General features: G+C 36.9%; 13 protein-coding genes. 1 reads left to right on the top strand and 12 read right to left on the bottom strand.

The features are described 5' to 3' along the window. Positions 1–258 precede the first annotated feature (258 nt). The 9 genes from secA to AC6CHJ_RS02620 all read right to left on the bottom strand — a co-directional run bounded on the left by secA (position 259) and on the right by AC6CHJ_RS02620 (position 14536). Complete coding sequence (gene secA, locus AC6CHJ_RS02660) at positions 259–2766, bottom strand: preprotein translocase subunit SecA (protein ID WP_498287207.1); 2508 nt, start codon at positions 2764–2766, stop codon at positions 259–261. Positions 2767–3156: 390 nt separating this feature from the next. Beyond that, entirely contained in the window at positions 3157–3726 is a 570-nt protein-coding gene (gene hpf, locus AC6CHJ_RS02655) for a ribosome hibernation-promoting factor, HPF/YfiA family (protein WP_249775524.1), read from the bottom strand. 392 nt (positions 3727–4118) lie between these two features. Next, positions 4119–8678: a hypothetical protein gene (locus tag AC6CHJ_RS02650; RefSeq protein WP_498287206.1), complete on the bottom strand. Its 4560-nt coding sequence runs from the start codon at positions 8676–8678 to the stop codon at positions 4119–4121. A gap of 153 nt (positions 8679–8831) precedes the next feature. Next, on the bottom strand, positions 8832–9218 hold the full coding sequence (locus AC6CHJ_RS02645) for a PilZ domain-containing protein (protein ID WP_392994962.1): 387 nt from the start codon (positions 9216–9218) through the stop codon (positions 8832–8834). Positions 9219–9336: 118 nt separating this feature from the next. Then, positions 9337–9696, bottom strand: coding sequence for a flagellar protein FliT (locus tag AC6CHJ_RS02640; RefSeq protein WP_392994964.1), 360 nt, complete (start codon positions 9694–9696; stop codon positions 9337–9339). Then, a complete protein-coding gene (gene fliS / locus AC6CHJ_RS02635; protein WP_498287205.1) occupies positions 9696–10127 on the bottom strand; it encodes a flagellar export chaperone FliS in 432 nt (143 codons plus the stop codon). Before fliS ends, AC6CHJ_RS02640 begins: the two co-directional genes overlap by 1 nt. 6 nt (positions 10128–10133) lie before the next feature. Next, positions 10134–11948: a flagellar filament capping protein FliD gene (gene fliD, locus AC6CHJ_RS02630; RefSeq protein ID WP_498287204.1), complete on the bottom strand. Its 1815-nt coding sequence runs from the start codon at positions 11946–11948 to the stop codon at positions 10134–10136. A gap of 12 nt (positions 11949–11960) precedes the next feature. Continuing rightward, a complete protein-coding gene (locus AC6CHJ_RS02625) occupies positions 11961–12302 on the bottom strand; it encodes a flagellar protein FlaG (protein ID WP_066784695.1) in 342 nt (113 codons plus the stop codon). Between the two features lie 137 nt (positions 12303–12439). Then, entirely contained in the window at positions 12440–14536 is a 2097-nt protein-coding gene (locus tag AC6CHJ_RS02620; RefSeq protein WP_498287203.1) for a methyl-accepting chemotaxis protein, read from the bottom strand. Between the two features lie 406 nt (positions 14537–14942). On the opposite strand from AC6CHJ_RS02620, the gene AC6CHJ_RS02615 reads away from it, so the two are divergent. Then, a complete protein-coding gene (locus AC6CHJ_RS02615; RefSeq protein WP_498287202.1) occupies positions 14943–16634 on the top strand; it encodes a methyl-accepting chemotaxis protein in 1692 nt (563 codons plus the stop codon). 367 nt (positions 16635–17001) lie between these two features. Here AC6CHJ_RS02615 and AC6CHJ_RS02610 read toward each other — a convergent pair whose 3' ends face one another. The 3 genes from AC6CHJ_RS02610 to AC6CHJ_RS02600 form a co-directional block, all read right to left on the bottom strand. After that, positions 17002–18567, bottom strand: a complete 1566-nt coding sequence (locus AC6CHJ_RS02610) for a Vga family ABC-F type ribosomal protection protein (RefSeq protein WP_498287201.1) — start codon at positions 18565–18567, stop codon at positions 17002–17004. A gap of 320 nt (positions 18568–18887) precedes the next feature. Continuing rightward, positions 18888–20339: a dihydrolipoyl dehydrogenase gene (gene lpdA / locus AC6CHJ_RS02605; RefSeq protein WP_498287200.1), complete on the bottom strand. Its 1452-nt coding sequence runs from the start codon at positions 20337–20339 to the stop codon at positions 18888–18890. Further along, positions 20340–21560, bottom strand: a complete 1221-nt coding sequence (locus tag AC6CHJ_RS02600) for a dihydrolipoamide acetyltransferase family protein (RefSeq protein ID WP_498287199.1) — start codon at positions 21558–21560, stop codon at positions 20340–20342. Between the last annotated feature and the right edge of the window lie 29 nt (positions 21561–21589).

The raw sequence follows: 21589 nt of genomic DNA, 5'->3' as shown, positions 1-21589 counted from the left end.
TGTTCCTCCAATTACATTAAATATTCAATAATTTATCACGCATCTTGGCCAATTTTCAACAACTAAGGCTGGATGTTATTCACTGTAAGTATACTTATAGAAGGGAGAATTTTCTACAACTATACCTATGAAAAGACATAAAGGAGTTGTTCAAATTTTGAACAGCTCCTTTTGCCAATTACATCATTCATTTTAACCCACATTACGGGCAGTAAGAGCTCATCAGCGGGAGATAAAGAATCCCACTATTTTTACTCTTTATACAGCACCGTGGCAGTTTTTATATTTCTTACCGCTACCGCATGGGCATAAATCATTACGACCTACTTCTTGCTGTTTACGGACTGGCTTGCGTTTAGAAGTCTTTTCATCGGTTTTCGGATTTACCGCTTCACCCTTCGCTACTTCTTCACGTTCAAGATTACTGCGGATTTCTGCTTTCATTGCATATTGAGCAACGTCAGAACGGATTGCTTCTACCATTGCTTCGAACATCGCAAAGCCTTCTGATTGATATTCACGAAGCGGATCTGTTTGAGCATACGCACGTAAATGAATACCTTGGCGCAATTGGTCCATTGCATCGATGTGGTCAATCCATTTAGAGTCAATTGCACGAAGCAAGATAACTTTCTCAAACTCGCGCATGCGGTCTGGCGTAAGTTCTTCTTCTTTTCGGTCATATTCTTTTTTCACTTCAGTGCGAAGGAATTCAATGATTTCTTCTTGTGTTTTCCCTTTGAATGAATCGACAGTAGCAACGCCTTCTGGTAGCAAATTAGCACCTACAAAACTTGCTAGTCCTGTTAGATTCCATTCAGTTGGATTTTCTTCAGTTGTATATGAATGAACTGCGCTAACTAGTACTTCGTCTACCATTGATTCAACTAAGCCACGCATATTCTCTGTTTCCAAAACCTCATAACGCTCTTTATAGATGATTTCACGTTGTTGACGCAAGACATCATCATATTGCAATAAGCGTTTACGCGCATCGAAGTTATTACCTTCTACACGTTTTTGAGCAGATTCAACGGCTTTGGATACCATTTTCGATTGGATTGGCTGTGTATCGTCCATCCCTAATCTTGTCATCATATTTTTCATGCTTTCTGAGCCGAAACGTTTCATCAATTCATCTTCCAAAGAAAGATAGAATTGTGTGATACCAGGGTCACCTTGACGTCCAGCACGGCCTCGCAGCTGATTATCGATACGGCGTGATTCATGACGTTCTGTACCAATAACGGCTAATCCGCCTAAATCAAGTACGCCTTCACCAAGTTTAATATCTGTACCACGACCAGCCATGTTTGTTGCAATAGTTACAGCGCCTTTTTGACCTGCTTCTGCAACAATCTCTGCTTCGCGCTCATGGTTTTTCGCATTCAAGACATTGTGCGGAATGCTGCGTTTTGCTAATAAATGCGAGATTAATTCTGATGTTTCGATAGCAACTGTACCAACAAGTACTGGCTGCCCTTTTTGATGACGGTCTGCAATTTCATTTGCCACCGCTTCAAATTTACCTTGCATAGATGCATAAATTAAATCCGGACGGTCATCACGTGCAATTGGTTTGTTAGTCGGAATCACAACAACATTCATATTATAAATATTGCGGAATTCCTCTTCTTCCGTTTTAGCTGTACCTGTCATACCAGATAACTTTTCATACATACGGAAATAGTTTTGGAACGTAATAGTCGCCATGGTCATAGACTCGTTTTGAATTTCCACGCCTTCTTTTGCTTCGATGGCTTGGTGTAATCCTTCTGAATAACGGCGGCCTTGCATAATACGTCCTGTAAATGAGTCAACGATTAATATTTCACCGTCTTGTACCACATAATCAACATCCAAGTGCATACTAACATGCGCTTTTAACGATTGGTTAATGGCATGGTTTAGACCAACATGCGTTAAATCAAACAAGTTATCAATATTGAAAGCTCTCTCTGCTTTTTCAATCCCTTGTTCTGTCATTGTAACGCCTTTAGTTTCTACATCATAATTGTAGTCTTCATCTTTTTTCAATGTGCGTACAAACGCGTTTGATTGTTTGTATAAGGCAGCTGATTTATTCGCTTGACCAGAAATGATTAAAGGTGTACGGGCTTCATCGACTAAGATGGAGTCCACTTCATCGATTACTGCATAATGCAGCGGGCGTTGAACACGTTCTTCTTTATAAAGCACCATGTTGTCGCGCAAGTAGTCGAAGCCAAGTTCGTTGTTTGTGCTATATGTGATATCACAAGCATAAGCTTCTCTTTTTTCATCTTTTGACATGTTATTCAAGTTCAATCCAACTGTTAAACCTAAAAATTCATATAATGGACGCATTGTTTCAGCATCACGGCTTGCTAAGTACTCGTTGACTGTAACAACATGCACGCCTTTATGAGTAAGGGCATTTAAGTAAACAGGTAAAGTGGAAGTCAACGTTTTACCTTCCCCTGTCTTCATCTCAGCAATATTCCCTTCATGAAGCGTTGCGCCCCCCATTAATTGAACTGGGTAAGGGTACATGCCTAAAACGCGTTTAGATGCCTCACGAACAACTGCAAAAGCTTCAGGGCGAATTTTATCTAAATCTTCGCCGTTAGAAAAACGTTCGTAGAATTCATTCGTTTTTGCTTTTAATTCTTCATCTGTTAATTTAGCCATATCTTCAGCAAATGCATCGACTGCACTTGCAACTTTTTCTAAGTGTTTTAATTCTTTTTTATTTGGATCAAAAATTTTATTTAATATGCTAGGCATTGATTTTCACATCCTATATAGTCTCAACCTTCATTTTAACACTGTCTGAACGTTTAAAGCAAATGAACAATTAGTAAAAATCTATTATTCCTAAACAAATAATACAAGGAAAAAAGATATACAGAATTGAAATTTACAAATCTATTCAGTGTGATGAATCAAATCATCTACTGTGAGCGTTCACTTAACATATAACAGTAATGATAACTTAACAGTAAAGTAAATAAATTGAAAAATCAATCTTTAATTTCTTTTAAAAGAAATACATAGAAGGAAAGATTTGATTTCAAAAATTGATAATGAAGGATATCACACAAAAGCCCAGCTGAGCAAACATTAGGTTGCTCCTGCTGGGCTTATCTAAAAAGCAAATACTATGAATTTATTATCTTAACTAGTTTCAATCAGTCCGTATTTACCATCTCTGCGTTTGTAGACAATATTTGTGCCGTCTGACTCTGCATCTGTGTAAATAAAGAAATCATGACCGAGTAAGTTCATTTGTAGAATGGCTTCCTCTTCGTCCATAGGTTTCAAGGAAAGTTGTTTTGTACGGACAACTGATAGTTCTTCCTCTGAATCATTCGGATCAGTCACTGCTCCAGGGGAATTTTCAGTCTGAACATTTGCAAAGTAAATGCCTACTCCTTCACGATCGCGGAATTTACGATTAACTTTTGTTTTATGCTTGCGAATTTGACGTTCCAACTTGCCAATAATCAAGTCAACTGCAGCATACATATCATCATTAGCCTCTTCTGCACGTAAAGTTAAACTTTTCATAGGAATTGTTACTTCTACTTTCGTACTCTTGTCATTGTAAACCTTTAAATTTACATGAGCAATCGCATTAAGATCTTCATTGAAATAGCGTTCTAATTTTTGAAGCTTTGTTTCAACATACTCTCGAATTGCTGGAGTTACCTCAATGTTTTCACCACGAATGTTAAATGTTAGCATGTAAACTCCTCCTTTAATCAACCATACTAATATTATTCTACAATGCCCGTTAAAACCCTTCTTAAAACACATAATTAATTAATTTTTTTTGATGTTGTTATTGTGTTCTGCCACTATTTTGTCTTATTTCCACTAAAGTATATTGCTTGGGACTTAGATATAGAACAAAATGATATATTTTTGATATTTTAAAGAAATTACAAAATAAAGTTGAGGGGGTTCATTTAAACTCGAAATGGATAAACAAACTCTTCATCACTTCTATCTGGACATATTGTATTACTTGGCCTAAATAAAGAAAAAAGAAGAACAGCTTATGCTGCCCTTCTCGTTTGGTTACTTTCCATTTATAGGTCTAGTTTCGGAACATTAATCTTGTTGCTTAAAAATCATCAAAGGTCATTCAACTGATTTTTAATATCATACACTGCATAGAAATATTGATAGCGTTGTAACGCTTTGCGGTCAATAAGTGTACTTAATTTGATCTCTTCTCCCTTGATAAGCTTTGGTATGTTCAGGTCTTTGTACAGCCCATCAAGATCCTTCATTTTACTTATAATTTTAGTGCAAGTAGCGTTTGCATCCCCTGAGCAATATTCATTATTATTATTTGTTTCATCTGCAGACATTTCCTCTACAACGTTTACTCCACTCTCAAATTCAGTAAGTTTTTGAATGGCGGGTTCAATATTTTTATCTTGGCGATACTGTTTTAATTTGTTTATATTCTTCACATATTTTTTTGCATTATCCGACATAACGTCATATGTTTTACTTGCTTCAATAACTGCTTTTGTATATCCAGACTTTCCGGGTGTAATAGCTAGAATCTTTTTATCAAGTTCTTTAGCAGCTTTAAGATTTTCGCCTTCATTTAACAGGTCTTTTTGTGTTTCATTGTTAGCAATTTTTCTATCAACAATGGCCTTTTGATCCTTACCTAACTTTTCATAGAGAGCAATCGCTTGCGACAATTTATCAATATAAGCGTCATTAACGTTGATACCTAGAGCCCCCAAATCAACTACAACTGTCACAATTGGTGCGTATTTATTGTAGACTGCTAGCACTTTGCTATCGACATATGTTAAGGCTTTTTTATCAAGTCCTTGATACAAATTCACCGCTGTCTCCACGTCAGAATATGGACTGTCTGGATTTAAACTGTTAACAGCCCTTTCAAATTCTTCAGCGGCTATTTTTGGTGTTGTGTACTCCCCTCCTGATTCGATACTATTAAAATTCGTCACTACATATTTTTTCACTGTATCTGACAATTTTTTATACTCCTGTATCAGTTTTTTCAAATCAGTCCCATATTTTTTGCTATTTGGATCAAGTGATCGATAGCTATTATCTAATTTTTGAGCTTGTTTGATTGGTGTTTCTTCGGTTAAAAATTCTTTTTTCCAATCTGTATTCGAAACAATAGCTTTTGGATCTAACGACAATTTTTTATAAATGACAATTGTGGAAAGCATTAGTTGAATATCATTATTGCTATACTTACCATCCTTGTTTATCTTAGCTATATTCCCCCCCATTTCTACTAACGGAGCATAGCTATTATATTTTGTTAACGTTGGCTTATCTAATAGAGAATTCTGCACTTCATTTAGTGCATTATACTTGTTGACCACATTCTCAACACCACTGAAAGAACTACTCTTAGACAATCCGTTCACCGCTTGAATAAAGTCATCAATTTCGTCCATTATTACTTTTGCATTAAACAGTTTTTCAAAACCCTTAATTTCGTCAGAGTAAATAACATAAGCCTGAACGTTCGTCCCTGCATGCATAAATCTGTAGTAAAGGGCAATTGCCCCATCTCTATAGTTAGAATTAGATGGATTTAACGCTTCATACGCCTCATTAATTTTTTGTGCTTCTAGGAAATTCTGAATCGCTACATCACTCAGCGGGATTGACGGACGAATAATTTCATTTTCAACAAATACACGGTTCGGATCATATGGAATATTATGTGTTTTCTCATATGTGTGGTCATTTGCGTACCTTGGCGCTTTACTAATAATGGCTCTTTGAGGAGAATCCATTTGATTATAAAGCTCTATTGCCTTATTAATGCTTTTTAGGTCATTTTTATTGATTAGTTTATCCTTCGAAGCATAACCTTCCCCTTCAACAAACCTTCCATATTGTACGTATATGCTTTTGGCGATATCCTGAATCGTCAAGATATCTTCGAATTTCTGATATTGTTCCATAATTGTCGGATCTAAAATAGTTGTTAGTGGCACATTATACTGTGCATTGATCATGTTATATTTCACATTATTTACATAGAAATCTTTCACTCTTTTTACATCCAACAAGCCAGGTGTATATCCTTTATTGCTGATTTCCCATAGATCTTTTACCATTTGCTCGAATTCTCTTGCAGTAGCTAGCTGTGGAATATATCTTGTACCCACTTGTTCCAAGGCCTTTTTGTTAGCTACATATTTTTTCACCTGTGAAGGTGCACGATCATAAAGAGAATAGTAGACTTTCAAAACATCCACTTCATACTTGCTATCAGTAGGCTTAATTTTCTCGAATGCTTTATCGATTGTTGCAGCTTGAGCAATTTCATCCGCATCTTGTAAAAACTTATATTTAGAACGGTCTGCATCATCTATTACTTTTTTCGGATCAGTTGCTAACTTTTTATACGTTTTGATAACTTGTTGTATATATTCGATATTAGTAGGAGAAATATCATTTGGATCATCTATTTTAATCAAATTAAACATTTGCATAATATCTGCAATTGGCTCGTATTGTTTATACTTTTTCATGATTTTACTGTCGACAAGACTGCTAACTTTAGTATAAGGCTCAACATTTGCTAAGTAGTAAGTAACTGCTGGGAGAACATCTTGTACGGCTTTGCTTTCTCGGTTCAATTGATTAACCTTCTTTTCAAAGTATGAAGCAACATCTTTTTCTTTCTTATAAGTTGCTTCTAATCCCGCTATTTTTGATCCATTCACTAAATATTTTAGCATTTCAGGAGATGCATCGTCATAGTCACTATATACTTTTTTGGCATCTTTCGGATACGTTTTACTCGATTTTTTCAATTTAGCATATGCTTTATCCAATGCTTGCGCTTCTTTTATATTAGCTTCTTCACCACCAAGCACATCAATCGTTGGCTTGTGTGTCTGTGTGGCACTATCTACAATCGTTTTTTGTGGCGTGCCTAGTTTTTTATACGTTTTAATAACAGATAAAAGATCGGCAATATTCTTCGTTGAATAGCCGTAGTAAGTACTACTCAATGTCTTATCCGGAATTTTTTTGAATGCTGCAACAACTTGAGGTATCCCAGCATATTGATTGTATGTCTTAAGCACGTCTTTATCCACTAGTGCTGTTTGATTCGGTTTTGCGTTAGACATGGTGTTGTACTTATCAACAACTTTTTTCAGGTCTTGTAACGTTGTATCTGCTGTTAAATCATTGACCGATTTAGTAAAGTCAGCTGCTTTTTCTTTCGCTTCTTTTGTAATTTCAGGTATTTTTTCAATTGCCTTAGCGTTTTTTACAAATCGTTTCACATCAGTTGAGACATTATTATATGCATCATAGGCTTTTTGCAAGTCCGCTAAGTAACTAGGGCTTGTTTTTTTCTTCTGTGTGGCTTCGTACTCTTTATCAATTGCCTGTGCGCTAGCTACGTTCTTTTCTTCTAAAAGATATGGCTTTTTGGAATCTATTTTTGTTTGAACAATCTCTTTCTGCTCCGCTCCGAGCTTTTTATATTTTGCAAGCTGATCAATTAAGTTATCTATTTGTGCTGTTTCTAAATGAACAGTAGTCAAATCCGGTAACTTGTTTATCCCATCTACAATACCTGGTATAGGCTCGTACTTTTTATAGATAGCTACTATCTTTTTATCTACCAAATCAAGTGGAGCTAATTTAGGATAACTATTTGGAGAGCCTGCTGTTTTTTTGCTTATTAACTTATATTTATCGACAGCATTTTGAATATTAATGAGTGTAGGTGAAACGGCTTCATCAATATCATTTACGTCTTTCGTAAAAGACTCAGCTGCTTTTATTTGATTATCATAAATATTACTTAGTTTATCAATTGATGTAGCATTTGGCATAAAACTCGCCACTAGAGAGTTTTCTGGAGTTGCTTTTTTATATTCCCAATACAAAGCAACAGCATCTTTTCCATACGTATTACTGGATGTCTTCAAACTTGCGTATTTCTTCTCCAGTGTGGCAGCTGTTTTAATTGTGTCAGCTTGAGTTAAATAACCATTTAATTTACTTTTCTCTTCTGGACTCATTAAATGGTCTAACAGATTTTTTTGAGCGCCAGAAAGCTTATTATACGACGTTAAAAAGTCATATATTCTGGGACCATTGTTTGCCTTTGTAGCTTCACTTGTTTCCTCCGCAGTCGCTAGAGTCATTAAGCGATATGAACTTGTAACAGTGTTATAATGATTTAATTTTTTTACCGTAGTAGCAGGGACAGCCGCTTTGGTTGCTGCATTCATGCTATCATAGGTCTTTTTCAACGGAGCAGCTTTTGTTCTGTAGTTTTTATCAGTTAATTTAGCGACGTCAGCTTGGAGCTTTTTTACTTTCTTAAGAGCTGGCTGTATTTTTGCCCAATGCTTTTTTAAAGTTGAATAATTCGCAACTAACTTTTTGTCTTTTTTCGATAGTTTATCGTATGCACTTTTGGCAGTTTTTGTTTTTTGGATGTAGTCAGCTTTTTGAGATTTAATCGCTTTAATCTTATTAATAACTGCTTTAGCTTTTTTGCTTGTTTTTTTGGATACCATCGTAATATCAGCATGGGTTGATATGTCAGTACCGGCTTGTGCTTCTATGCTTTCCTTGCTAGCAGCAGACAAAAATGTAGGCGCGATTAATACAGCTGCAAGTCCCATAGCCACAAATGATTTACGCATATGAATCCCCCTTTATGGAATGTTATTTATATAGTCTCTCTTAGTCTCTCTTCTATTATATCGGAAGAGAAATTGGTAATGTTAGAATAACTGGTTTATTTAAGAAATGAAAAATCCCGTAAAGATTTGTTTCTCTACGGGAATAGTCTACATTTATATTTGCTGTTTTTTGTCAATGATTTCTTGTTTACGACGTAATTTTAATTCTGAAATTATCAGCGTTTCAATCAGCTCATCGGTTTCTAAATCTATACCATAATGATAATGGCCAAAAGCAGGACGCTTCCATTTCACTTCACCATGTACAGCAATAGGTTTGGCATGTAAGACAAAGAGAAGCTCAATAACACAAACTTTGCCTTCAATTGGTAAATTATCGTTTAAAGCAATCCTCGCACCGCTGGGGCTTAAATCGACTAACTGGCAAAATTCTGAGGCAGAAGAAAAATCCTGTACAGTTCCGTCCATTATTACTTTATACTTTGAAGTTATCCTGTTCTCAAATATATGCCGAAATGACTCGGTACGTTTAAACTTCATAACGCTTTCCAACACCTTTACTACTAAATTGTTTCTATTATAACGAGAGTGACAATATGAAGAATAGAACTAAAAAAGACTCTAGCAAAAACAGCAGCCTTCGCTAGAGTAATTACTTTTACTTCTTACCATCAAAGTAGCTACCATCCATCACACGGACACTCGCATAAGGATCAACGTAACTTCTTTCAGATTTCTTAGATAAATGGAGATTTTTTATATCTGTTGAGATTTCATCTTTCTGGGCTTTCAAACGTTTTCGGATTCTTTCATCTAGCTCACGCAACTGCATTTCAAACGGATGACCCGGCAGTGGATTTACTTCCAACTGCTGTAGTTTCTCAATAATAGCTCCTCGTTCATCTAATAAACGTTCTGTTATTTGTAAATAATCATCCCGCTCTTTATCCGGCGGCAGCTCGGACAAATGTTTAAAAAGCTGTGCAGATACTTGCAATAGTTGCTGAAGCAAATCCATTATAATTGATTTCCTACAAACTGTTTTTGGCGGTTAAACTTAATGACTTCTTTCCATGTATCACGGAACTCTACCACTAAGCTCTCCACTTCATCAATAATGGAAGGATCATTTTTTATATTCGCCTCCATTAAACGGCGATTCATATAATCATAAAGTGGCAACATTTCATTTGAAACAGCCAAATCCATATTTAATGTAGACATTAATTCTTTGATGATATTTTGAGCTTTAATAAGATTAGTATTTTTCACTTCAATATTTTTCTCAAGAATTCCTTTTTTTGCTTGATGCAAAAATTTCAGACAGCCATTGTATAACATAAGTGTTAGCTCACCAGGAGAGGCGGTTGTGACACTATTTTGTTTGTATGCATTATAAGCATTTTGTGCTTGCAAGTTGGACAACTCCTTTTTATTTACAAAGTTCATATATATCTATTGGGCGAAATAAGAGGCTTGGCTATTTGCACGTGCGATGGCATCCTCCATCGCCGAAAATTGCTTCCAATAACGATTTTCTATTGTTTTTAAACGATCTTTCCAATCAGCAATTTTATCAGTAAGACCCTCAAGCTGTTTACCAATCGTATACGTGTTATCCACTGAAGAGGCCTTACCAGCACGTTCTTCAATCGTTTTTACAGTATTTTGTGAAATCTTACGCATTTGAGCGACTATCCCTGTATCAGATTGGGTAAAGAGTTTCATAACGCTTTCCGGATCTTTTGTTAGAGCTCCTCGTAGCTTGTCCTCATTGATCTCTAATTTTCCGCCATCAGTAAAGGTATTAGTTGTAGTAATACCGATTTCGAAAAGAGCTTTCTTTGTTCCATCGCCCATATCCACTCCGTTATACAGAGTGCTACGCAGATTGGAAAGCGCATTACGAACGATAGAATCACTGCGAATGGCGCCAGACTTTGCTTTTTCTTCCCATCTTTTGATTTGATCTTCAGACATTTGAGAACGCTGTGCATCTGTAAGCGGCTGATAGTCCTTGTACTTAGCTTCACCAATTTTATCATTCAATGACGTAATAAGATCATTATACAAGTTGATGAAATCTTTCATTTTACCCATCATGGCATCAGTGTCTGTTGAGGAGCTGATGTTAACGGTATTCAAATTCGCATTAGTAGGATCTTCGATAAAAGCTTGCTTTAATGTAATAGTGTAGCCAGAAATGGAGACTTGGTTTGATGTACTTTCCATGTTAATGCCATTTATTTTATACTGTGCATTTTTTCCACTTTCTACAATTTCATTTGTTTGTTCTGAACCAAAGCCTAACGCTTGCATAATCCCTTTATTTGTTAAAGTCTTTTCAGTTTCTACTCCGTTTTCATCTAACGTACTCTCACTAACAAATTGAACTGAACCTCCCTCTGCTTTTCCAGTAGCATTTACTGTAAGTGACATTTTTCCGTTCGCAAAAATTGCTGTTAGTCCCTCTTTATTTAGTTTGCTTGTAAAGTCAGAAATAGTATCAGTGTCTTTATATCCAATCTTAACTTCCTTCATTGAGCCATCATTTTGAAGAACCTTCAACGTCAAGCTATGATTCCCCGAAGAAGCACCTAATTGTGAGAGAGTTGTATTTTTGTCTGCCGTATAGGTACTAGTTTTTTTATTTAATTCTTCTACAAAATTATTATCGCTACTTTCGTATATTTCTTGACCTAAATCTAACTTTCCACCAAGTAACTTTGCATTTGTTAAACCTGCTGTTTTTAACTTTTTTATTAAGTCTTCTACGGAATCAGTAGATGAATAACTAACAGTCTTTTTCTCGCCATCTTCACTTAGTTTAAAAGAAAGTTCACCATCACTGCCTAGTGTTGTTTTATTTTCTAATCCTGTGACTGTAATTTCCGTAGAAGAGATTGCTCGACCCGCCGTAGCGAGCTGTGTCACACTCTCAATTGAAAGTGATCCGCTCGCTGATGCAGAAGCTGTAACAGATACTTTTGTACTATCTGATACATTAACTGTCTTCGTTGGATACTTTCCTTGAAGACCAAAATTATCGAACAATGTTTTTTCAAACGTCGAAAATTTAGTATTTACTTCCCGATAAGCATCGCGTTGCCATTCATATTTTTGCTTTTGTTGTACAAGCTTTTCCATTTGGATACTTTGCGCTTGCATTAGTTTTTCTACCATAGATTCCGTATCTATACCGGATGCTAAACCAGTTATACGACTACCGCTTGTTTGTAAATATGAATAACTTGATATATTGTTCGCCATTTCATTCACTCCTTAAATCTTTTCGTCTACTATATTTCCGATAATCTTTTGCATTTCGTAGTAAGCATCTAATACTTGTTTAGATGGGATTTCACGAATCACTTCATCTGTTTTCGAGTCGACCACTTTGACATAATACTCTTTCAATCCATCATGATAGACAAACTTCAAGTTATTATTATGTACCTCCATGAACTCATTCAACTTGTCAATTGCTTTTTGGAAAGTTGCTTTTGGTATGTCATTTTCTTTGTTTTGATTTAAACTTTCTTCCGTTGATTCATTCGCATTTTTTGTTAAAGGTGTATTTGCTATAGCCGGATCGACCGGCGGCATCTGTGAAGCAATTCGCATAGACAGATTCCTCCCTACAATTAGCATGCATAATTAGTTACCTTTAATATCGGATAAGTCTTTTGCTTTTCAATAGTTCATTAGAAAGAAATCAAAAAACCGCCACTCCAAATAGGAATAGGCGGTTTTCTGTTCAATTATTTAAAGCGTTCAATAACATCTTCTAATTCACTGGCAATTTGTTTCATATGCTCAGTAGAAGTTGACACATGCTCCATTTCTTGCTGTTGTTGGACAGCAGATGCACTCACTTCTTCCGCTGATGCAGCCGTTTCGTCTGAAATCGCCGCTACATTGCGAATTGCTTCCATTGCTCTTTCTTTATATGTCAGCATTTCTTCTAGCTTCTTGGACAATTGCTCAATGGAGCCGCCCATTTCTTTTGCTACTGACGCGTTTTCCATAAACGTTGTCTCGGTATCAGAGACAGATTGATTGGTTGTTTCCATCAATTCTATATTATGTTGAATGAGCGAAACTGTTTGAGCTGTTTCATTCAAAATTTCTTGCACTGTATGCTGAATACTTTCTGTTTCTGTACGTGATTGCTCAGCCAACTTTCTTACTTCTTCTGCCACAACCGCGAATCCTTTGCCATGCTCCCCTGCTCTTGCAGCTTCGATGCTCGCATTCAATGCCAATAAATTAGTTTGTGCTGTAATGCCCTGGATGGATTCAATGACCGCATTAATTTCTGCCATCTTATGGGATAGAACTGAAATTTGAGCTTCCACTTTACTGTTCATATCGTTAGTGGTTTCATGATGATTACGAAGTAATTCTACTTGCTTAATTCCTTGTTTAGTAGAATGAGCTGATTTCAGTGACAACTGATCCATATTTGCAGAAAGTGCTGCTAATGCATCAATCTGTGAAGAAAGATCCACCATTTGCTGATTTGTATTTTCTGCATCAATTGATTGTTGTTGGGCACCTTGCGCAATCTGTTCTACTGCTGCTGCCACTTCTTCGCTCGCCGCTGAAACCTCTTCAAATGCACGATGCACGTTCGTAGATGTTTGATTCAAGCGCGAAGTAGATTCTTTGACCGTGCCAATGACTTCATTTGTTTGGTCTAACATATCATTGAACGCTATAGCTACAAGCCCAATTTCATCCGGACGTATTTGCGATTCATCTATTTTCTCAGTTAGATCACCTGAAGCTGCTTTTTCAATGGATTTTCTTAAGCTGGCAAGAGGTTTCAATTGATGATGAATGAACCAGAACGACACAGCTGCCATCAGGATGATGATAATAACACCTGCAATGATTGTTAGAGTTAAAATAGATTTAAACGTAGCCAGAATACTTGATTTAGGAACTACCGACTGCACGCTCCATACCTCATCTGCTCCCTCGACTTTTATGGGTGCAAATGCGTTAAAGGCTTGTTCTTTTAATTGCTTTGAATCAACATACAGACTTGGTATATCACCTTTTGCCAATTGGCTTTTTACCGGTTTCCAATTAATTGCATTCGCCATATTGGTTCCAGTGATTTTGGGGTTAATACTATTCGCTACCACAGTCCCATTGTCTGTGATAATACTTGCATAACCTCCATCAGGCTTCATGTCCTTAACCAATTCATTTAAGAAATCCATTGAAATTCCAGCTGTTATTACACCTGCAAATTGATGATCTTCTGTATAAATAGGCGCAGCTATAGAAGCCACATAAATAGATTCATTTCCTACTTTAAACTCCTGTGGTTCCGTTAATACAGTACGATCTTCATTTTTAGGAATAGCGTACCATTTACTCATCTCTTCATTATCATATCCGACTGCTGGTACAACATTAACTTGTTCGTTATTTTTTAACATATACGGGATGTATCGGCCATGTTCATCCAATAACTTAGGATCTACTAAATTCTTTTTAGGCGCGATATTTTTTTCTAAAATGACAGATATGCCGGTAAGCTGCGTAGTATTATCTAAGTTTTGCTTCATAATACTTAAAACTGATTGCGCTGTTAGTTTATGATCATTTGCCAGTGCTTCTAACGCATGTTTTGTAGCCTTTATTGTTTCTTCTGTGGCCTCAAATCGTTCAGAAATTTCCGCAGCATATAGTTCTGAATGCTCTTTTGCATATTTTTCTGAGTCTTGGATACTTTTTTGATATAAATTGATACTTACTAATACTGAATATATCAGGAACAATATTAGAAACAGCCCTATAATAACCCCTGACAATCTCCAACCTATACTTTTGGTCTTCTTCATGTTATTTTTCTCCCCTAGTTGTCTCTATGTATAGCGTTTTGGACCAATATACCCAAAAGGCGATCGGTACGTTAAACTATTCTACCATGTTCATTCAATAGTAAAAAGTAATAAGTATTTTTCCAGAAACATTCCAAAGAATAAAAATATTAGCTTCCAATTTAAAAATATTGTAAATTTAATAACATGTTATTATAATAGAAAAGTTGCTGGGCAATTTGACTTAATAACTATATAAAGATGCTTTTCTCATTGAAAAAAGAGTATATACAAAACATAAATAACTTTGTACATAGCACCACAAAGCATAAAATAGGTCAAAAGATTTGTTGTTTTAAGAAAACAACAAATTCCCAATAGAATTAAAATTATATGCTATAAAGCATAGTAGAAAAGGATGATGAAAATGAAATGGACCATTAACCGAAAACTTCTCGGTGGTTTCGGAGTAGTAATTGCGATCTTAATTGCTATGGTTGCAATAAGCTTTTCCCAACTTCGTTCAGTGAATGATAGTTATAGCTTCCTCTTGCAAGACAAAGCACAAAAAGCTGTGGATATTAAAGATTTACAGGTTGCCGTAAAGCAAGAAATGTCTAGTTTAAGAGGCTATTTACTTTTAGGGACTGATCAAGCTTTACAAGAATATACACAATCACGCGAGGATTTTAAAAATAAGTACAATAATCTACAAAGTAGATTTAAGATTGCTGAAGCTAAGAAAATGTTAAGTGATTTAAATAATATTGAAGATGAATATAACCAACTCTCCGAGCAAGTCGTTGCACTTCAAAAACAAAAGAAAACAGAAGAAGCAAATCTTTTAATGACTTCAAAAGGAAAAGATATTGTAACTCGTATTAATGAGCAATCAAAAAAGCTTTCTGATTATCAAAATGATATTCTGGACAAAGGTAACAAAGAAACATCAGACACAGTAAAACATACAATAAACGTGTTAATTATCATCGGCATCATTGCAGTTATAATCTCCATTACCATTGCATGGTTCATCGGCCGTCTTATATCTAAGCCACTCATCGCCATTGCACAATCAACCTCGCGCGTTTCAGACGGTGATTTAACTGTTGAGCCTATTCAAGTGAAAAATAAAGATGAAATTGGTGATTTAGCTCAATCATTCAATTTGATGACTGATAACCTTCGTAGTTTAATTCATAAAGTAAACAATAATGCAGTCCAAGTTGCTTCTTCAGCAGAAGAATTAACTGCTAGCGCTGAACAAACTTCACTGGCGACAAACCAAATTGCAACGAGCATCCATGAAATTTCAAGCGGTGCAGAACTGCAAGGCCAAGGTGCAATGGAAAGCTCTAGTGCAATGAATGAAATGACAGTAGGTATTCAACAAGTAGCTGAATCTTCAGCACAAGTTTCTGAACTATCAAGCGATACATTAAAAGAAGCTAATAATGGCCATGACTCGTTGAAAAAAGTGATTTCTCAAATGAACACCATTACAGATGTAGTAGATGATTCTGCTAGAGTCGTCAAAAATTTGGGCAGCCATTCTGAAGAAATTGGCCATATTATTGAAGTGATAACTTCAATCGCCGATCAAACAAATTTGTTGGCACTAAACGCTGCGATTGAATCAGCTCGAGCTGGCGAACATGGCAAAGGCTTCGCAGTAGTTGCTGCCGAAGTACGAAAATTAGCTGAACAATCCAAGCAATCCGCTGACCAAATCGCTCAATTGATCAGCAAAATTCAAAATGATACGGCACGTGCAGTAGATGTTATGACACAAGGAACACATGAAGTGCAAGTCGGCATGACTGTCGTACATGAAGCTGAAACTGGCTTTAAAGAGATTATGAAATTAATAGAACAAGTTTCTACCAAAATAGAAGAGTCTACAGCTATCTCTGAAGAAATGTCAGCAGGCGCTGAACAAATCAACGCCACTATGGAAGATATAGCTCAAATAGCACAAACTTCCGCGACAAATACTCAACACGTGGCTGCTGCTTCTGAAGAGCAACTGGCATCAATGGAGGAAATTTCTTCTTCTGCTTTGGCGCTTTCTAAGATGGCGGAAGAGTTGCAAGAACATGTGAACCAGTTCAAAATCTGATTTATCATTGATTTGTAACTTTTAAATATCACCACAAACGAAAAAGACGCTACTCGATTGAGTAGCGCCTTTTTCATCCCACTAGTTGCGGGATTCAAGGGAAATTACTAGAAAATAATTCTAGCGCTAAATATAACGGTTCAGGACGAGTGTTCCTTTCGCCCGGAAACTAAATTCCCCGTACAAGGTGTTTTCCAATACATCTTCTGCAGTCGCTGTTAAACACTTCATGTCTATCAGTCCCCTTCGTTGTAGTATTGTTTTTCCCTTGTATTTTATATATACCCGCTGTCGCAGGCTTAAAACATATTTTATAAAATTTGTTAGGATTGATAGTAGCTTTTTCTTCTGACTACCAATTACGGAGCTATTTTAATTCCCTTTTTTCTTTCAGCAACCTTTGAAATTCCATCTCTAATTCACTAGACGGTTCAATACTTAGGCGGCTGAGCACTTCTGTTATTTTTGTCTCTAATAAGAGAAGCTGGTCAGACTTAGAATTATCTTTTTTAGGCTTTTGTTGCTGTACATATTGCGGATAACTACCTTCGAAAATATGGATCTTCTGCTTCTTAACCTCCAATATTCGAGTAGCAATCTTTTCAATAAATTGACGGTCATGCGATACAAAAAGAATCGTGCCTTCATAATCTTGCAGGAGTGATTCTAAAGCTTCTACCGCTTCAGTATCTAAGAAATTAGTCGGCTCATCTAGCACTAATGTATTTAGATCACTGACAAATAATTTGGCGAACGCTACTTTTACTCGTTCACCCCCGCTTAATACACCAACAGGTTTATACACATCATCATGATAGAAATGCAAGCGTGCAAGAACTGTACGAATTAGGTCTTCCCCTCTTTTAGAAGTAGATTGCACGTTTTCTAGGATTGTTTTTTCGGTGTCTAATATATCGAGTTTCTGACTGAAATAGCCCATTTGAATAGAGGGAGAAATCGAAATGCCTGCATCTCTTGCCATTATTTTTTTGAGGAGTGTTGTTTTCCCTGTTCCATTTGCTCCGATTATTGCTAATTTATCGCCGCCTCGTATGAAGAAGCTTGCTTTTTTCCATAGCTTTCTTTCCCCGAAAGACCCTTCCACGTTTTCAAATCGAAAGACTATACGTCCATTCACTAAATCTGCATGAGGTAAATCCATTTTTATAGGGGCACGCTCTTTGCTCTTTTCCACTTTTTCAAGATTTTCTATTCTCGTTTCAATGGCTTTAGCAGATTGATATAACTTTTTTTGTTTTTTTGCAAAGTATGGCTTTGTTCCAGTAATTCTAGCTTCTGAGGAGCTCAGCTTTTTCGGTTTTTTTGTGGCTCTTTTTGCTTTTTCTTCTTTTAATATTAAAGCTTCTTCAAGCTGTTTCTTTTCTTTTACGTACTTTTCGTATGCCGCTTGCTCTTGATTCTTTTCCACTTCTTTTTGTTTTACATATTCACTATAATTGCCTTTATATTTTGTCAGCTGGCCATCTCTTATTTCCCATATACTCGTGCAGAGAGCATCCAAAAATGTCCGGTCATGTGATACTAAAATAAATGCTCCTTGCCAGCTTTTCATACTTTTTTCCAACCAGCTGATATGAGAAAGGTCCAAATGAGTTGTCGGTTCATCTAATAGCAGTAAGCCTGAATTTCGATTGAGGCTTTTTTGAATATATTCTTGTGTGACTTCTCCACCACTTTTGGTTGTGACATCAACCTTTAATTGCGGAATATACTCACACTCTACATATTGATGCACAAACCCATTATCAGGCGTTATTTTCTGAGCTAAAATCTGTAATAGTGTCGTCTTTCCGCTTCCGTTCGGTCCAACTAGCCCAATCCGTTCATGCTGTTGCACCTCGAGTTCTGTAATATCCAACAACAAACGATCTTTTACATAATGTTTTATTTGTCCCGCTTTTAATACCTGCATAAATTCATCTCCTTTTGGAGACAGAAAATGCCTCCTATTTTATGCAGAATAGGAGGCATTCATAATAGAGGATCATTAAATAAGCCTATAAAGAGACCATTCAATCCAACTATAGAAATACAATCCTATTCTGAAAATGACAATTGAAGGCATCAAAAAGAAGCGGTGTCCGCCTACTTAAAACCTTCATTTGTGTGTTTTCAATCATAGGATTAGTAAATCATTTAGTTGGGTCACCCTCTCGTCCGTTTGAATTACAATTATCTTAAACCAAAGAGCAAAATTCTGTCAAATGAAATTTGCCCTCTGTGGAAAATCTTTTACCTAATAAAGCTCAAGGAACTTTCCTTTTGCCTTTTTCCCTTTGGTACAGTATGGATTGCCTGGCCAATAAGCCCTTCCACACTTTCTAACAGGGCTTCATTCATACTAGGGTGGGCAAAGGCCGGAAATTTTGCATCCTCTTCTTTCGCTGCCATTTCCAATAGTTGAACAAATGCGCTTGATAGCTCAACCGCTCCTTCTCCTATCATATGAATGCCTAAAATAAAGTCATTTGAAGCATCTGTCACTACTTTAATAAAGCCATCTTTATTGCCAGTAATCATGGCATAGCCATTACTCCCCAATGCAAATTGATTTACACGAAGATCGATTCCAAGATTTTGGGCTTGCTGTTCAGTCAAACCAACTGAAGCAATTGGCGGAATGGAATGAACAATGGTTGGTAGGAATGCTAAATCTACCTCCGGATTGCCACCAGCAATCGATTCTACTGCGGCTTTGCCTTGCTTGATTGCCTTTACTGCGAGAAGTGGACCTTCCGTCACATCCCCGATCGCGTAAATAGAGGGAACTGTTGTCCTCATATTTCGATCAATCTTTATAAACCCATTTACATTTTGCTCGATACCAAATCGTTGTAGCCCTAGATCCTCTACATTCGGCTTCCTGTTCCCTGCTGCGAACAAATGTGTACCTGAAACATCCTCTTCTTTTCCTTGCGTTCTGAACCTTACATCTATACCTGCTTCTGTTTCCTCGGCTGACAAAATCTTCGCTTCTTTGTAGACCTTTATCTTCTTTTTCTTCAGTAACCGGTTCAATTCCTTAGTGATAGAACTATCAAATATAAAATCATCTGTGTCTTCCAATAGAATTGTCACTTGAGCCCCTAATGCATGAAAGCTTGAAGCCACTTCTAGCGATATATAATCATGGCCATAAACGATTAAATGCTCGGGCAACTCCTGCAAATCAAATATTTCCTGAGAAAGCAGCATACGCTTATTGGTTTTGGGACATCCCTCTGGCAACACAGGGCTACTACCTGTAGCGATAATTGCTTGCTTGAACGTATAAATATCAAATTGGTGGCCATTTTCAACACCAATCCGATCTTCTCCAATCAATCCTGCCTTCCCTTTAATTATTTCCACTTTATTGGCTTTGCAAAGTGTTTCTACACCACTTCTGAGTTGATCAGTCACTTTCGATTTATAGGAAAGCAGCTTGTTTAGGTTAAATGATGTTTCCCCAACGAAAAGACCTAGCTCTTTCATATGCCCAGTTTCTGACTGTTTTTTCGCAGCATATGTAAACACTTTAGACGGAATGCAGCCCCTATTCAAACAAACGCCGCCAAGTTTTTCTTGCTCAATCAACGTTACAGATAAACCAAGCTGCGCAGCACGAATGGCCGCACTATATCCGCCGGGGCCGCCACCGATAATGACCAAATCTCTTTCTTGACTGATATCTCCAACGACCATCTATATCATCTCCAGCATCAGTTTGTTTGGCTGTTCAATTAAACTAGCAAAACGATTTGTAAATGCAACCGCAGTAGCACCATCTGCAACACGATGATCAAAAGACATGGACAATGTCATCACATGTCCAATAACAATCTCATCATTCTCCGTCACGATTGGTACTTTTTTTGTTTTATGGAAAGCGATCAGTGCTGTTTCCGGATAGTTGATAATTGGTGTTGCACCTGTACTTCCAAGCGGGCCCACATTACTAACAGTAAATGTGCTGTTTTGAATTTCAGCAGCCACAAGCTTGCCGTCTCTCGCCTTTTCATTTAAGCGTTTCATTTCATCATGGATTTGTTTTATTGATTTCGTATCAGCATGATGAATAACTGGAACAATTAAGCCCTCTTTTGTATCTACTGCCATGCCAAGATGGTACTCTTTTTTTAGCAATATTCTATCGTTTTCTTCATCGAGCTCTGCATTAAATACAGGGAAATCTTTCAAAGCAAAGACCAGGGCTTTCATGAAGAAAGCAGGCACCGATACATGAACGCCTTCCTTCTTTAATTCCTCCCGCAGCTTCAGAAGTTTTGTCATATTGACTTCTTCAAAATGGGTCACATGCGGAATCGTAAAGAGGGATTTTGTCATTTTCTTCGCGATTTGTTTGCGTATACCCTGGAACGGAATTTCATCAGGCGATATTGGCTTTGCCAGGATTTCTGGCTCTAAAATAGTCGATACAGCTTCATTCTCTGCTAACTGTTCTCCCTTCATAAACCGGTATACATCTTCTTCTGTTACCCTTCCAGAGGGATCCGATGGTGTAACATCTTCAATATTGATATGGTGATCGCGTGCAATTTTGCGTGTATAGGGAGTAGCTAATACGCGATTAAACGAAGAAACAAACTCATTATTCTCCTTTAATAGCACCGGAACTTCTTCTTTAGGAGTTTCAGATGCCTTGCCTTCACTAACAGGTTCTAAGCTTCCTTCTCCTTCAATGTAAAGCAGCGTCGTACCTACAGCTACGGTTGTGCCTGTACTAATAATAATTTCTTTTATTGTACCGGCTCCAGGTGAGGGCAATTCTGCCACCATCTTATCCGTCTGCACTTCTACAAGCGGCTGGTCAGCTATCACCCGATCTCCTGGTTTAACAAGGTAATGAATAATTTCACCTTCTGTCATTCCTTCTCCGATATCATGAAGTTTTACCTCTAGCATAGACGTTCCCCCATTTCAAAAATCAGAAT

The organism is Rummeliibacillus sp. GQ308 (assembly GCF_059759115.1).
The sequence above is the reverse complement of the archived record's forward strand: the minus strand, read 5'-3'. Positions and strand labels throughout refer to the sequence as shown.